Source organism: Streptomyces sp. P1-3, assembly GCF_050613155.1.
Lineage (GTDB): Bacteria > Actinomycetota > Actinomycetes > Streptomycetales > Streptomycetaceae > Streptomyces.
On the sequence record NZ_CP192512.1, the window covers coordinates 4,317,712 to 4,330,347 of the forward strand.

Sequence of the window (12,636 nt, forward strand, 5' to 3'; positions counted from 1 at the left end):
AAAGGGCCTCGCCTCCATGGCTGTGCAATCCGTCGAAGCCTCGACCGCCCCCACCACCCCGGCCGCCCCTTCCGTCGGCGGAGCCGACTCGAAGACCGCAGCGCTCGGCCCCGCCGTCGCCCTGTCCTGCCGCGAGTGCGGAGAGCGCTTCGCGCTCGGTCCGATCTTCGCCTGCGAGGTGTGTTTCGGGCCGCTCGAAGTCGCCTACGACCTGCCGAGCGGCGGGCCCAGTCAAGCGGCAGCCCTGCGCGAGCGCATCGAGGCCGGGCCGAACAACATCTGGCGGTACGCCCCGCTGCTGCCCGTCCCCGCCGACGTCGCGGACAAGCCCAACCTGAACCCCGGCTTCACCAAGCTGGTCAAGGCCGACAACCTCGCCCGCGAGCTCGGCATCACCGGCGCCCTGCACGTCAAGGACGACTCCGGCAACCCGACCCACTCCTTCAAGGACCGGGTCGTGGCCATCGCCGTCGAGGCCGCCCGCGCCTTCGGCTTCACCACCCTGTCCTGCTCCTCCACCGGCAACCTGGCCGGCGCCGTCGGCGCCGCGGCCGCCCGTGCCGGATTCCGCTCCTGCGTGTTCATCCCGCACGACCTGGAGGCGGGCAAGGTCGTCATGGCCGCCGTCTACGGCGGTGAGCTGGTCGGCATCGAGGGCACCTACGACGACGTGAACCGCTTCTGCTCGGAGCTGATCGGCGACCTGCTCGGCGAGGGCTGGGGCTTCGTCAACGTCAACCTGCGCCCGTACTACGGCGAGGGCTCCAAGACGCTGGCCTACGAGATCTGCGAGCAGCTCGGCTGGGAGCTGCCCGACCAGATCGTCATCCCGATCGCCTCCGGCTCCCAGCTCACCAAGATCGACAAGGGGCTCAAGGAGCTGATCCAGCTCGGGCTGGTCGCCGACAAGCCGTACAAGATCTTCGGTGCCCAGGCCGAGGGCTGCTCCCCGGTCTCGCGCGCCTTCAAGGACGGCCACGACGTCGTACGGCCGGTCAAGCCCGCCACGATCGCCAAGTCGCTGGCCATCGGCAACCCGGCGGACGGCCCGTACGTGCTGGACATCGCGCGCCGTACCGGCGGGGCGGTGGAGGACGTGACCGACGAGCAGATCGTCGACGCCATCAAGCTGCTGGCCCGCACGGAGGGCATCTTCGCGGAGACCGCGGGCGGGGTGACCGTCGGCGTGACGAAGAAGCTCATCGAGACCGGTCGGCTCGACCCGGCGCTGACCACCGTCGTACTGAACACCGGCGACGGCCTCAAGACCCTGGACGCCGTGGCTCCGACCACCGGCCCGACGGCGACGATCCGCCCGAGCCTGGACGCGTTCCGCGACGCCGGCCTGGCCTGACGTCCGCCTGGCCTGAAGTCCGCCGCCAACCAGTACACACCGAAGGTGACCCCATGAGCGTCAACGTCCGCATCCCCACCATCCTCCGTACGTACACCGGAGGGCAGGCCGAGGTGACCGCCGAGGGCGCGACCCTGGCCGAGGTCATCGCGTCGCTGGAGAAGAACCACCCGGGCATCGCCGCCCGCGTCCTGGACGACCAGGGCAAGCTGCGCCGCTTCGTCAACGTCTACGTGAACGACGACGACGTGCGCTTCGAGGGCGGCCTGGAGGCGGCCACGCCGGACGGCGCCGGGGTCTCCATCATCCCGGCCGTCGCCGGAGGCTGACGACCGTTCGCCCCGTCTCTTAACACCGCACATACGGAATCGCCCCGTCCTGATAAAAACGGACGGGGCGATTCCGCGTCATGAACCGCGATACGCTGTGCGCGAATCCCCACCAGGCACAGTGCCGATCGCATATGAGAACTCGTCAAGTTGTGCGCAAATGGTGTGCGCGAATTGCCGGAGTTGATGCGTCATGTCCGGCCCGACTTGCCCTGGATCTCCCGGAATTCTCCACATATCGACGTTCGCCCGCGTCCTGAATTCTCGTCCGATTGACCTGTTGCGCTGGGCATTGGGGCAGATACATTCAGCGGCGGTCGACGCGTTCCGGCGCACACCTCTCACTGACCGTGAGGGGTGAGGTCTGACCCGGGTCCGCGGAGTGCGGTCCTGTGCAAGGGCCAGTAATAGGGGAGTTAGGAATGGCTCAGGGCACCGTCAAGTGGTTCAACGCGGAGAAGGGGTACGGCTTCATCGCGGTCGACGGTGGTGCGGATGTGTTCGTCCACTACAGCGCGATCCAGATGGACGGCTACCGCACCCTTGAGGAGGGCCAGCGAGTTGAGTTCGAGATCTCGCAGGGCCAGAAGGGGCCGCAGGCGGACATGGTCCGGCTGTCGGCCTGAACGCCGAGACGCAGACCGCTGACGTCAGCGTACGAAAGGGCCCGCGCTTCCAGGGGAGCGCGGGCCCTTCCGCGTGTCCGGCGCCGGTCCCTCCGGGGTGGGGCGCTCGCCCTGATTGGCTTGCGCCCACCCTCCCCCAGACTTCGTCCGGGGGTGCCCCCACCGACCACCACCCCTCAACGACGCCCTTCGGGCGGCTTGCACTCGATGGGGTCGAGTGCTAATCATTGCGTTAGCACTCTGGCAGTGAGAGTGACAATTAAGGACCGGGTCGGTGAGGCCCGCAGGCCCGGCGGGGCAAGGAACCGCAGGGGCAGGCAGGCCGTCCGTCGCGGGCGCCAGCGCGGTCCGGAGCAATCCACCCCAGTCCTGGGAGGACCACTTCTATGGCCAAGATCATCGCGTTCGACGAGGAGGCGCGGCGAGGCCTCGAGCGCGGCATGAACCAGCTCGCGGACGCCGTCAAGGTGACCCTCGGCCCCAAGGGCCGCAACGTCGTCCTCGAGAAGAAGTGGGGTGCCCCCACGATCACCAACGATGGTGTCTCCATCGCCAAGGAGATCGAGCTCGAGGACCCGTACGAGAAGATCGGCGCCGAGCTGGTCAAGGAGGTCGCGAAGAAGACGGACGACGTCGCCGGTGACGGCACGACGACCGCGACCGTCCTCGCCCAGGCGCTGGTCAAGGAGGGCCTGCGCAACGTAGCCGCGGGCGCCAACCCGATGGCCCTCAAGCGGGGTATCGAGAAGGCCGTCGAGGCCGTCTCCGCCGCCCTGCTGGAGCAGGCCAAGGACGTGGAGACCAAGGAGCAGATCGCCTCCACCGCCTCCATCTCCGCCGCCGACACCCAGATCGGCGAGCTCATCGCCGAGGCCATGGACAAGGTCGGCAAGGAAGGCGTCATCACCGTCGAGGAGTCGCAGACCTTCGGTCTCGAGCTTGAGCTCACCGAGGGCATGCGCTTCGACAAGGGCTACATCTCCCCGTACTTCGCGACGGACATGGAGCGTATGGAGGCGTCCCTGGACGACCCGTACATCCTGATCGTCAACTCCAAGATCTCCAGCGTGAAGGACCTCCTGCCGCTGCTGGAGAAGGTCATGCAGTCCGGCAAGCCGCTGCTGATCATCGCCGAGGACATCGAGGGCGAGGCCCTGGCGACCCTGGTCGTCAACAAGATCCGCGGCACCTTCAAGTCCGTCGCCGTCAAGGCTCCGGGCTTCGGCGACCGCCGCAAGGCCATGCTCGGCGACATCGCCATCCTCACCGGTGGCACCGTGATCTCCGAGGAGGTCGGCCTCAAGCTGGAGAGCGCCGGCATCGACCTGCTCGGCCGCGCCCGCAAGGTCACCGTCACCAAGGACGAGACCACCATCGTGGACGGCGCCGGTGACGCCGACCAGGTGCAGGGCCGCGTGAACCAGATCCGCGCCGAGATCGAGAACTCCGACTCGGACTACGACCGCGAGAAGCTCCAGGAGCGCCTCGCGAAGCTGGCCGGCGGCGTGGCCGTCATCAAGGCCGGCGCCGCCACCGAGGTGGAGCTCAAGGAGCGCAAGCACCGCATCGAGGACGCGGTGCGCAACGCCAAGGCCGCCGTCGAGGAGGGCATCGTCGCCGGTGGTGGCGTGGCCCTGCTCCAGGCGTCCCAGGTCTTCGAGAAGCTCGAGCTGGACGGCGACGAGGCCACCGGTGCCAACGCCGTGAAGCTGGCCCTGGAGGCCCCGCTCAAGCAGATCGCCGTCAACGGTGGTCTCGAGGGCGGCGTCGTGGTGGAGAAGGTCCGCAACCTCACCGTCGGTCACGGTCTGAACGCCGCGACCGGTGAGTACGTGGACATGATCGCCGAGGGCATCATCGACCCGGCGAAGGTCACGCGTTCCGCCCTGCAGAACGCCGCGTCGATCGCCGCGCTGTTCCTCACCACCGAGGCCGTCATCGCCGACAAGCCGGAGAAGGCCGCCGCGGCCGCTCCGGGCGGCATGCCGGGCGGTGACATGGACTTCTGATCGACAGCTGTCGGTCCACGTCCTGAACACGCCCCGGGGCGGCATCCTCTGCGAGGATGCCGCCCCGGCGGCGTTTCCGCGCGCGTGCCGGAACCGGCGGGTCAGCGCGCGCCGGAGGCCCCGGCGGCTTCGAGCGCGGCCCGCAGATGGCCCCGGGAGTCGGTCAGCAGGCGGTTCGCCGTCGGGGCGTCCACGCCGGCGAGGATGGCGAGGATGGCCGGTTTGACCTCGCCGTCGGTGGCGGTGAGGGCGTTCTCGATGCTCCTGTCGTCCGCTCCGGTGGCGAGGTGGACGATCCGGCGGGAGCGGGCGCGCAGCTTGTCGTTGGAGGCCCGTACGTCGACCATCAGGTTTCCGTAGGTCTTGCCCAGCCGGATCATCGTGATGGTCGAGAGCATGTTGAGGACGAGCTTCTGGGCGGTGCCCGCCTTGAGCCGGGTGGAGCCGGTGAGCAGCTCGGGGCCGACGACGATCTCGATGCCGTGGTCGGCGGCCGCGGCCAGCTCCGAGTCCGCGTTGCAGGACAGCCCGATGGTCAGCGCGCCCAGGCGCCGGGCGTGTTCGACCGCGCCGATGGCGTACGGGGTGCGGCCGGAGGCGGAGATCCCGACGACGGTGTCGCGCGCGGTGACGGCCAGGGCGTCGAGGTCGGCCGCGGCCAGCTTCCTGCTGTCCTCCGCGCCCTCGACGGAGGTGACCATGGCCTCGGGGCCGCCCGCGATGAGCCCCCGTACCTGGCCGGGGGCGGTGTTGAAGGTGGGTGGGCACTCGCTCGCGTCGAGGACGCCGAGCCGGCCCGCGGTGCCCGCGCCCGCGTAGACCAGCCGCCCGCCGTCCGCCATCCGGGCGGCGGTGCCGTCGATGGCGGCGGCGATACGGGGCAACTGGGTGGCGACGGCGGCGGGTACGCCCGCGTCCTCGGCGTTCATGATGCGGGCGATCTCGACCGTCTCCAGGCGGTCGATGCCGGCCAGTTCGGGCCGGAACGCCTCGGTGGTCAGGGCGTCGAGCTGGGCGCGCAGATCGTGGTGGTCGGGGGTGGGGGTGGGGGTGGCAGGCATGACGGCGGCGGCTCTTTTCCGGTGCTGTCGAGGGGGGTCGGCGGCGGGTGCGGGTCCGGTGCTGTCTGTCGTTCCGGTGCTGTCTGTCGTGGGTCAGCGGCGGTTGCGGGGGACGTGCCGGTGCGCCAGTGCCTCGTAGGAGGCGGACAGGGCGGGGGCGGCGGACTCGTACGTCCGTTGCGCGACCCCGATGAACAGGCAGTCCACCACCAGCAGCTGGCTGGTCCGGCTGGACATGGCGGCCGGGCGCAGCTCGCTCTCGCGGGCGGTGGAGGTGGTCAGGACGTGGTCCGCGTAGGCCGACACCTCGCCGTCCGGACGCCCGGTGATCGCCACGGTGGTGGCCCCGTGCTCGAAGGCGACGCGCAGCGGTTCGATGACGTCGGTGGTGCGGCCGGAGTGGGTGATGGCGATGGCCACGTCCCCGGTGCGCAGCTGGACGGCATTGGTGACCGCCAGGTGCGGGTCGCCGGGCGCGTGCGCGATCAGTCCGATGCGCAGCAGCTTCTGTACGAGGTCCTGGCCGACGAGGTGGGACGCGCCGATGCCGTACACGTCGATCCGGTGGGCGGCGGCGAGCGCGGTGACGGCGGCTTCGAGCTGGCCGGTGTCGAGTCCGGCGGCGGTGTCGGCGAGGCACTGCCGCTCTTCCTGCGCGAGCTTGGCGACCACGTCGGCGATCGGGTCGTCGACCGCGATGTCGGCGGTGACGGCGGGGGCCCGTCCGGCGGCCTGCTGGGCGGCGAGGGCGGCCAGCGCCAGGCGCAGATCGCGGTAGCCGGGGTAGCCCAGCAGCCGCGCGGTGCGGACCACGGTGGCCTCGCTGGTGCCGGTGCGTGCGGCCAGCCCGGTGACGGTGAGTGCGGCGCACCCGGCCGGATCACCGGCCACGGCCTCGGCGACGAGCTGCATGGAGCGGGTCATGGAGGGGGCGAGGGTGCGGACTTTGGCGGCGAGCGCGGTGGGAGTGGGCGGGGCGGCACCCGCCTGATGGAAAGTTTCCTTCAGTGGACTGGCCATCTATGAAAAGTATTTTCAGACTTCGGGGGGCGTCAACCCGCCAAGCCGCGTGACAATGATCTGTATGGAGCTCGAACAGGCACTGCACGCGGCGCGGGCCCTGGTGCTGGCCGATCTCGCGGCCGGCCAGGTCGCCCAGGCGGACATCGTCTCGCTGGTCGAGGACGCGGTGGCGCACCGCAGGTGGTGGGTCGAGCAGTGGCCCGAGGGGGCCGCGTATGTGGCGGGCCTGGTGGCCCAGGACGTACAGGACGCGCTGCTGGAGCGGTACGGGCGCTGGCCGCTGTGCCCGGTGTGCGTCGAAGGCGGCGACCCGCACGCTTTGGATGTCGAACCGGAGCTGGGTGCCGACCCGCACTGGGTGTGCGGGAAGACGGCGGTCGCGGTGGCCCGGGTCGGTTCGCTGGGTGCCGCACCCGGGATGGTGAACAGCTGATGGTCTGCTACATCGACCCTCCCGTCTGGCCCGGCCACGGCCGGATGTGGTCGCACCTGGTCAGTGACGTCTCGTACGAGGAGCTGCACGCCTTCGCCGACCGCATCGGGGCCCCGCGCCGGGCCTTCGAGCGGGACCACTACGACGTACCGAGCGACCTGTACGGGGAAGCGGTGCGCGCCGGGGCGGTGGAGGTCGAAAGCAGGGAGCTGGTCCGGAGGCTGGTCTCGGCGGGCCTGCGGCGGCCGCGCTACCAGCGGCCGAACGGGGAGTCTCCGGGGGAGCCGGGGCACGGGTGAGGCAGCGCGGGTGAGGCGTGGTCCCCGTCCGTCACCGTGCGGGGGCGGCTGCCGGCGGCTGGGTGGCGGCGGCCGGTGCGGGTGATGCGGCCGCCGGTGCGGGCGATGTGGTCGTCGGCAAGGGTGCGGCCGCCGCATGCGTGCGCTGGTGCAGCCGGGAGGCGAGGACGGTCGTGCCGATCGCGGCGGCGGCGAGCACGGCGGACAACCAGGCCACCGCCGGGTACCCCCAGCCCGCCCCGATGGCCAGGCCGCCGAGCCACGGCCCGAGCGTGTTGCCGATGTTGAAGGCGGAGGTGGTGGTCGCACCGGCGAGGGTGGGCGCGGCGCCGGCCACGTTGAACATCCGGGCGTTGAGCGCGGGCGCCGTGGTGAACGCGGCGACCCCGAGCAGCAGCGACAGGCCCACCGCCGGCACGGCGTGGTGCGCGGCCAGGGCGAGGAGGGCCAGCACGGCGGAGGTGGCCGCGATGCCCCCGTACATCGTGCCGAACGGGCGGGCGTCGGCGATCCGCCCGCCCAGCGCCGTACCGATCAGCGCGCCGACGCCGAAGAGCGCGAGCACGGTCGGCACCCAGCTCTCGGCCAGTCCGGCGACGTCGGTGAGCAGCGGCGCGAGGTAGGAGAAGAGCGAGAAGACCGCCGCGGCGTTGAGCGCGGTGGTGGCCAGCGCGAGCCACACCTGCGGGTCGCGGTAGATCCGCAGCTCGGCCCGGAGCCGCGGCCGGTCCTCGCCGGTGGGCACCTCCGTACGGGGTACGAGCGTCGCCACGCCGACCAGTCCGAGCACGGACAGCCCGGCCACCGCCCAGAACGCGGCCCGCCATCCCGCGTGCTGCCCGAGCAGCGCGCCCGCGGGCACCCCGGCGATGTTCGCGATGCTCAGCCCGCCGACCATCACCGCCATGGCCCGCGCCCGCGCGGTCGGCGGCACCAGCGACACGGCGACCGCCGCGCCGACGGCCCAGAACCCGGCGCACGCGAGCGCGCTGACGACCCGCGACGCGAACAGCACCGCGTACGTCGGGGCCAGTGCCCCGGCCGCCTGCCCGAGCCCGAAGACGCCGAGCAGCGCGATGAGCGTCGTGCGGCGGGGCAGCCGGAGCGTGGCGGCGGCGAGCAGCGGGGCGCCCACGACCATGCCGATGGCGAACGCGGAGACCAGCAGCCCGGCCTGCGGGATGGAGACACCCATGTCGCGGGCGAGCGGCTGGAGCAGCCCGGAGAGCATGAACTCCGAGGTCCCGAGAGCGAAGACGGAGAGACCGAGGACGTACACGGCGATGGGCATGTCAGGTGCCAACGCGGGGCGTGATGCCGGCATTCCGCATGATCGTGTGAGTCAGCTCTCGACCGGCGATGGAGAACGGGAATTGCCAGGCCGAACGGGAACTGTCAGATCGTCAGCAGCTCCAGCTCGGTGCTCATGTTGTACCGGGCGGTGCGCTCCCAGTGCTGCTGCCCGTACGGCGTACGGAAGAGCCGGGGCTGGGCGAGGAGCCGGCGCAGGACCGCCGAGCGGCCCTCGCGGAAGGCGTCGTGCGGTACGAAGCCGTACTCCTGGCGGACGGCGGCCGCGTACGTCGCGTACTGCTGCGGCGAGCCGGCCAGTACCGCCAGATCCGCGTCGCACAGCGCCTCGCCGTTGGTGTCGCCCGGGGCCGGGTCGTGGCCGAGGGTGAGGAGGACCAGCCGGCTCACCTCGTGGACGCGCGGCTCGGGGACCCCGGCCTCGGCGAGGGCGCGCTCGGCGAGGCGGGCGCTGCGCTCTTCGTTGGTGGAGCGTTCGGGGAGGTAGACGGCGTCGTGGAACCAGGCGGCGAGGCGGACGGTGTCGGGGTCGGCGGCGTGCGCGGAGAGGGTGTCGACGTGGTCGAGGACGGCGAGGAGGTGGGTGGTGGTGTGGTAGTGCCGCTGGGGTTCGGCCCAGCGGGTGAGCAGGTTCTCGCCGTACGGGCGGGGGTCCGGGCCCGGGCCGCCGTCGCGGGCGCTGTTCAGCAGGTCGGTCCAGCGGGCGAGGAGCGCCTCGTGGGCGGGGTGGCGGGGGTGGGGCGTGGCCATGAAGCCATTGTTCCGCTGTCGGGCGCCGACCGGTGCGGCTTTGCGGGCTTGGTCGGCGCGGCTGTACGACGTCGGCCGCGCGGCTGTACGCGTCGGCCGTTCGGGTGTGCGCCGAGGTGAGGCTGTGTTCCGGTGCGCGCGGGAGTATGGCAGGCTGTGATACATGTCTAGACCAATTCTCGAGGTGATCGCGCTCGACGCGGAGGACGCCGTCGCGGCGCAGGCCGGTGGGGCGGACCGCCTCGAACTGGTCACCGACATGGCCGCCGACGGCCTCACCCCGCGCCGCGAGACCTTCGCGGCGATCCGTGCCGCCGTCGACCTCCCCCTGCGGGTCATGCTGCGCGCCACCGGCGGCTTCGCGGCGGGTGACGCCGCGGCCCTCGACGCGCTGTGCGGGGCGGCACGGGAGCTGCGCGCGGAGGGGGCGGACGAGTTCGTCCTCGGGTTCCTGACCTCCGACGGGCGGCCGGATCTGGCGGCGCTCACGGCGCTGACCGAGGCCATCGGAGCGGGAGGGCATGCGGGCGGCAGCCGGTGGACGTTCCACCGCGCCATCGACCGGGCGGCGGCCCGCGACGCGCTGCGCAAGCAGCTCGCGGACCTGCCGGGGCTGGACACGTACCTCACGGCGGGCTCGGCGGCCGGTGTGGACGACGGGATGCCGACCCTCCTGGCGGAGGCGGCGCGCGGCGCGGAGGCGCCGGAGCCGGAGCCCGGCTACGAGCCCCGCATCATGGCGGGCGGGGGCCTCCGCCTGGACCACCTGCCCGCCTTGCGCGCGGCCGGGGTCGACGCCTTCCACATCGGCGGAGCGAGCCGCCCGGCGGGCTGGTCGGGCCCGGTCGACGCGACAGCGGTACGGGAGTGGCGCGAGGCGCTGGACGCGCCGGTCGTGTCGGTCGTGCCGGTCGTGCCGGTCGTGCCGGTCGTGCCGGTCGTGCCGAAGGGGTGGGGTTAGCCTCACCCCGGATCGGCGGGCTGACCGGATGGGCGCGGCCCGCCGGGTGGAGGATCGTTGGGGCCATGACCCAGATGACATCGCCGCTCCCGCCGCCGCGCGCCTACGAGCCGACCGCACACGGGGCCGGTGACTTCGGCCGCGTCGGCCGGGTCGGCCACGTCAGCCGCCTCGGCCGTTTCGGCCGCGAACTGGGCTATCTGCTGGCGGGGTTGCCGGTGGGCGTGGCCGCGTTCGTGATCGCGGTGACCGGCTTCTCGGTCGGAGCGGCGAGCCTCGTCGTTCTGCTCGGGCTGCCGGTCCTGGTCGCGGCCCTGGCCGCCGCGCGGGCCTTCGCCGGGGTGGAGCGCCGGCACGTCGAGGCGGCCACGGGCCGCGCGCTCCCGGCGCACTACTACCGACCACGTGACGGCGGTGGCGCGGGGCTCGCGGGGTGGCTGCGCGCACTGCGCGATCCGCAGTCCTGGCGCGACCTGACCCACATGCTGGTGGCCTTCCCGCTGCGGGTCACCACCTTCTGCATAGCGGTGACGTGGACCGTCGGCGGCCTTGGTGAGCTGCTCTACGGCGCGTGGTCGTGGTCGGTACCGCGTGACGAGGAATCGGGGCTGCTGGACCTGATGTTCGGCATCGACTCCCGGCTGGCCGACATCGCGTTCAACACCGGCATAGGCGTGGTGCTGCTGGCGACGGCGGTCCCGGTCGTGCGCGGCCTCGCGGCGATACAGGCGGCGCTGGCACGCGGCCTGCTGACGAACCCGTCCGCGGCACGGACGCGTTGACCTTCACCAGGACCGTGCCATGGCCTCTCATGACGACTGCCATGGCCTCGCCATCGGGCGGAAATCCGGTACCGGTGGCCGGTTCGCCCGGCTTAGCATCCCGGCATGCCCCGACCTCATGGATTCAGCTACACGCACCGCGCCGACGGCACCGTCGTCATCACCCACCACGGTCGCGCCGCCGGGACACTGCGCGGCGCTCGCGCGGAGCGGTTCCTCGCGGAGGTGGGGGCAGGCGATGCCCAGCTGGTGATGGCTCGCTGGACCGGAGCGTACAAGCACGGCAACGAGCGCGCGGCGCGGAACCATCCGCGCAACCGCCGCTGACGGCTCTCGCTCCGGTACGTACGACCAGCCGTGCAGGCGCGCGGCGTTACGTGCCCTGCGCGGAGCGCTGGGGGCGGTGGTGGGCTCCCGCCGCCTCCTCGACGGCCGCCTCCTCGACAGGGGTCTCCTCGACGGGGGCCTCCTCGACTGGGGCCGACGACCCGGCGCGTGGTGACCCCGCGCGGCGCGTCCGCGTCGTCACGGCCGCCATCCCCGCCGCCGCCAGCGCCAGCACCCCCGCGGCCAGTGGGAACCAGCGGTCGCCGAGCAGGGCGATGGACGCGCTGCCCGCGGCGCCGCCCGCCGCCATGCCCAGGTACAGGGCGCTGCTGTTGAGGGAGATGAGGAGCGGGGCGTTGGCCGGGGCCAGGGAGGCCAGGCGGTGGGGGAGGGCGATGGAGACCGACCAGCCCGCGATGGGGGCGAGCACCGCGTACACCAGCGCGCCCGGCATCGACTGCCCGGTCCACGGCAGGGAGGCGAAGGCCGCCGCCGCTACGGCGCTTCCTGCCAGCAGGACGGTCCGTACGCCGAGGCGGTCCACCGCACGGCCGCCGATCCACGTGCCCGCCACCGACGCGACGCCCGTCGCCAGCAGGATCAGGCTCAGCCGGCCGGAATCGCCGCCGGTCGCCGGGTGCATGGCCGTGGCCAGGTAGATGTAGACGGAGTTGAAGGCCAGGAAGTACACGAACGTCGTGGCGGCGGCGCCCAGGACACGGCGGTCGCCCAGCGGGGCCAGCCTCTCGCGCAGGCCGGGGGCGGCGGCGGGCGCGGGCAGGTCACGCAGGAGCAGGGCCAGGCCCGCGAAGGCCGCCGCGCCCAGCACGACCACCAGCCACATGGTCAGCCGCCAGTCGCCGCGTCCGAGCCAGGTGCCCAGCGGGACGCCGAGCGCGGTGGCCACCGTCATGCCGCCGAGGACGGTCGCGAGTGCCCGGCCGCGGCGTTCGGGCGGGACGATCGACGTGGCGACGGCGTTGGCGGTCGGGGTGTAGAGGGCCGCACCCGCGGCCGCCAGGACCCGTGTCGCCAGCAGGAGTTCATAGGTGGGCGCGAGTGCGCTCAACGCGTTGCCCGCCGTGAAGACCGTGAGCGCGGTGAGCAGCAGGCGGCGGCGCGGCCAGTGGGCGGTCATGGCCGCGAGTGCGGGCGCCAGAAGCGCGTACGACAGCGCGAAGACCGTCACCATCTGGCCGGCGGCCGGGACGGAGACGTCCAGGTCGCGGGCGACCAGGTCGAGGATTCCGGCCGTGACCATGGTGTCGGTGCCGACGGCGAACGTGCCGAGGGCGAGCAGGAGCAGGCGGAGACGCACGGGTTTCCTCCCGGACGGCGTCGCGAAAGAGCAAAGGTTTGATGTTGGTCAAA

Annotated in this window: 14 protein-coding genes; 9 read left to right on the top strand and 5 right to left on the bottom strand. The window is 72.3% G+C overall.

Going from position 1 to position 12,636, the window contains the following annotated elements; genetic code table 11:
* Positions 1-16 precede the first annotated feature (16 nt).
* The 4 genes from thrC to groL all read left to right on the top strand — a co-directional run bounded on the left by thrC (position 17) and on the right by groL (position 4,318).
* On the top strand, positions 17-1,354 hold the full coding sequence (gene thrC / locus ACQUSR_RS18625; RefSeq protein WP_431043696.1) for a threonine synthase: 1,338 nt from the start codon (positions 17-19) through the stop codon (positions 1,352-1,354).
* A 53-nt stretch (positions 1,355-1,407) separates the two neighbouring features.
* Positions 1,408-1,683: a MoaD/ThiS family protein gene (locus ACQUSR_RS18630; RefSeq protein ID WP_431043697.1), complete on the top strand. Its 276-nt coding sequence runs from the start codon at positions 1,408-1,410 to the stop codon at positions 1,681-1,683.
* Positions 1,684-2,105: 422 nt separating this feature from the next.
* Positions 2,106-2,309 (top strand): cold-shock protein, encoded by a 204-nt coding sequence (locus tag ACQUSR_RS18635; protein ID WP_004929928.1) that lies wholly within the window; start codon positions 2,106-2,108, stop codon positions 2,307-2,309.
* A 386-nt stretch (positions 2,310-2,695) separates the two neighbouring features.
* Positions 2,696-4,318 (top strand): chaperonin GroEL, encoded by a 1,623-nt coding sequence (gene groL, locus ACQUSR_RS18640; protein ID WP_431043698.1) that lies wholly within the window; start codon positions 2,696-2,698, stop codon positions 4,316-4,318.
* 101 nt (positions 4,319-4,419) lie between these two features.
* On the opposite strand, the gene murQ is transcribed toward groL, so the two are convergent.
* Both murQ and ACQUSR_RS18650 read right to left on the bottom strand, forming a co-directional pair.
* Complete coding sequence (murQ, locus tag ACQUSR_RS18645; RefSeq protein WP_431043699.1) at positions 4,420-5,379, bottom strand: N-acetylmuramic acid 6-phosphate etherase; 960 nt, start codon at positions 5,377-5,379, stop codon at positions 4,420-4,422.
* 93 nt (positions 5,380-5,472) lie between these two features.
* Positions 5,473-6,399, bottom strand: coding sequence for a MurR/RpiR family transcriptional regulator (locus ACQUSR_RS18650; protein WP_431043700.1), 927 nt, complete (start codon positions 6,397-6,399; stop codon positions 5,473-5,475).
* Between the two features lie 64 nt (positions 6,400-6,463).
* On the opposite strand from ACQUSR_RS18650, the gene ACQUSR_RS18655 reads away from it, so the two are divergent.
* Together ACQUSR_RS18655 and ACQUSR_RS18660 are read left to right on the top strand one after the other, a co-directional pair.
* On the top strand, positions 6,464-6,835 hold the full coding sequence (locus ACQUSR_RS18655; protein WP_431043701.1) for a hypothetical protein: 372 nt from the start codon (positions 6,464-6,466) through the stop codon (positions 6,833-6,835).
* Positions 6,835-7,134: a DUF4031 domain-containing protein gene (locus ACQUSR_RS18660; RefSeq protein ID WP_431043702.1), complete on the top strand. Its 300-nt coding sequence runs from the start codon at positions 6,835-6,837 to the stop codon at positions 7,132-7,134. The genes ACQUSR_RS18655 and ACQUSR_RS18660 overlap by 1 nt, the downstream gene beginning before the upstream one ends.
* A gap of 31 nt (positions 7,135-7,165) precedes the next feature.
* Here ACQUSR_RS18660 and ACQUSR_RS18665 read toward each other — a convergent pair whose 3' ends face one another.
* On the bottom strand, positions 7,166-8,425 hold the full coding sequence (locus ACQUSR_RS18665) for a Cmx/CmrA family chloramphenicol efflux MFS transporter (RefSeq protein WP_431043703.1): 1,260 nt from the start codon (positions 8,423-8,425) through the stop codon (positions 7,166-7,168).
* 104 nt (positions 8,426-8,529) lie between these two features.
* A complete protein-coding gene (locus ACQUSR_RS18670; RefSeq protein ID WP_431043704.1) occupies positions 8,530-9,195 on the bottom strand; it encodes an HD domain-containing protein in 666 nt (221 codons plus the stop codon).
* A gap of 163 nt (positions 9,196-9,358) precedes the next feature.
* On the opposite strand from ACQUSR_RS18670, the gene ACQUSR_RS18675 reads away from it, so the two are divergent.
* The 3 genes from ACQUSR_RS18675 to ACQUSR_RS18685 all read left to right on the top strand — a co-directional run bounded on the left by ACQUSR_RS18675 (position 9,359) and on the right by ACQUSR_RS18685 (position 11,265).
* Positions 9,359-10,156, top strand: a complete 798-nt coding sequence (locus ACQUSR_RS18675; RefSeq protein ID WP_431043705.1) for a copper homeostasis protein CutC — start codon at positions 9,359-9,361, stop codon at positions 10,154-10,156.
* A gap of 65 nt (positions 10,157-10,221) precedes the next feature.
* Positions 10,222-10,938 (top strand): sensor domain-containing protein, encoded by a 717-nt coding sequence (locus ACQUSR_RS18680; RefSeq protein ID WP_431043706.1) that lies wholly within the window; start codon positions 10,222-10,224, stop codon positions 10,936-10,938.
* 105 nt (positions 10,939-11,043) lie between these two features.
* Positions 11,044-11,265, top strand: a complete 222-nt coding sequence (locus ACQUSR_RS18685; RefSeq protein ID WP_431043707.1) for a hypothetical protein — start codon at positions 11,044-11,046, stop codon at positions 11,263-11,265.
* A gap of 46 nt (positions 11,266-11,311) precedes the next feature.
* Here ACQUSR_RS18685 and ACQUSR_RS18690 read toward each other — a convergent pair whose 3' ends face one another.
* Positions 11,312-12,583 (bottom strand): MFS transporter, encoded by a 1,272-nt coding sequence (locus ACQUSR_RS18690; protein ID WP_431043708.1) that lies wholly within the window; start codon positions 12,581-12,583, stop codon positions 11,312-11,314.
* Positions 12,584-12,636 lie beyond the last annotated feature (53 nt).

Bases quoted from the DNA above. Each gene is read 5' to 3' on its own strand.
- ACQUSR_RS18665 (WP_431043703.1), bottom strand. From the start codon at position 8,425: ATGCCCATCGCCGTGTACGTCCTCGGTCTCTCCGTCTTCGCTCTCGGG.
- ACQUSR_RS18650 (WP_431043700.1), bottom strand. From the start codon at position 6,399: ATGGCCAGTCCACTGAAGGAAACTTTCCATCAGGCGGGTGCCGCCCCG.
- ACQUSR_RS18680 (WP_431043706.1), top strand. From the start codon at position 10,222: ATGACCCAGATGACATCGCCGCTCCCGCCGCCGCGCGCCTACGAGCCG.
- ACQUSR_RS18675 (WP_431043705.1), top strand. From the start codon at position 9,359: ATGTCTAGACCAATTCTCGAGGTGATCGCGCTCGACGCGGAGGACGCC.
- ACQUSR_RS18670 (WP_431043704.1), bottom strand. From the start codon at position 9,195: ATGGCCACGCCCCACCCCCGCCACCCCGCCCACGAGGCGCTCCTCGCC.
- ACQUSR_RS18655 (WP_431043701.1), top strand. From the start codon at position 6,464: ATGGAGCTCGAACAGGCACTGCACGCGGCGCGGGCCCTGGTGCTGGCC.
- ACQUSR_RS18630 (WP_431043697.1), top strand. From the start codon at position 1,408: ATGAGCGTCAACGTCCGCATCCCCACCATCCTCCGTACGTACACCGGA.
- murQ (WP_431043699.1), bottom strand. From the start codon at position 5,379: ATGCCTGCCACCCCCACCCCCACCCCCGACCACCACGATCTGCGCGCC.
- groL (WP_431043698.1), top strand. From the start codon at position 2,696: ATGGCCAAGATCATCGCGTTCGACGAGGAGGCGCGGCGAGGCCTCGAG.
- thrC (WP_431043696.1), top strand. From the start codon at position 17: ATGGCTGTGCAATCCGTCGAAGCCTCGACCGCCCCCACCACCCCGGCC.
- ACQUSR_RS18660 (WP_431043702.1), top strand. From the start codon at position 6,835: ATGGTCTGCTACATCGACCCTCCCGTCTGGCCCGGCCACGGCCGGATG.
- ACQUSR_RS18635 (WP_004929928.1), top strand. From the start codon at position 2,106: ATGGCTCAGGGCACCGTCAAGTGGTTCAACGCGGAGAAGGGGTACGGC.
- ACQUSR_RS18685 (WP_431043707.1), top strand. From the start codon at position 11,044: ATGCCCCGACCTCATGGATTCAGCTACACGCACCGCGCCGACGGCACC.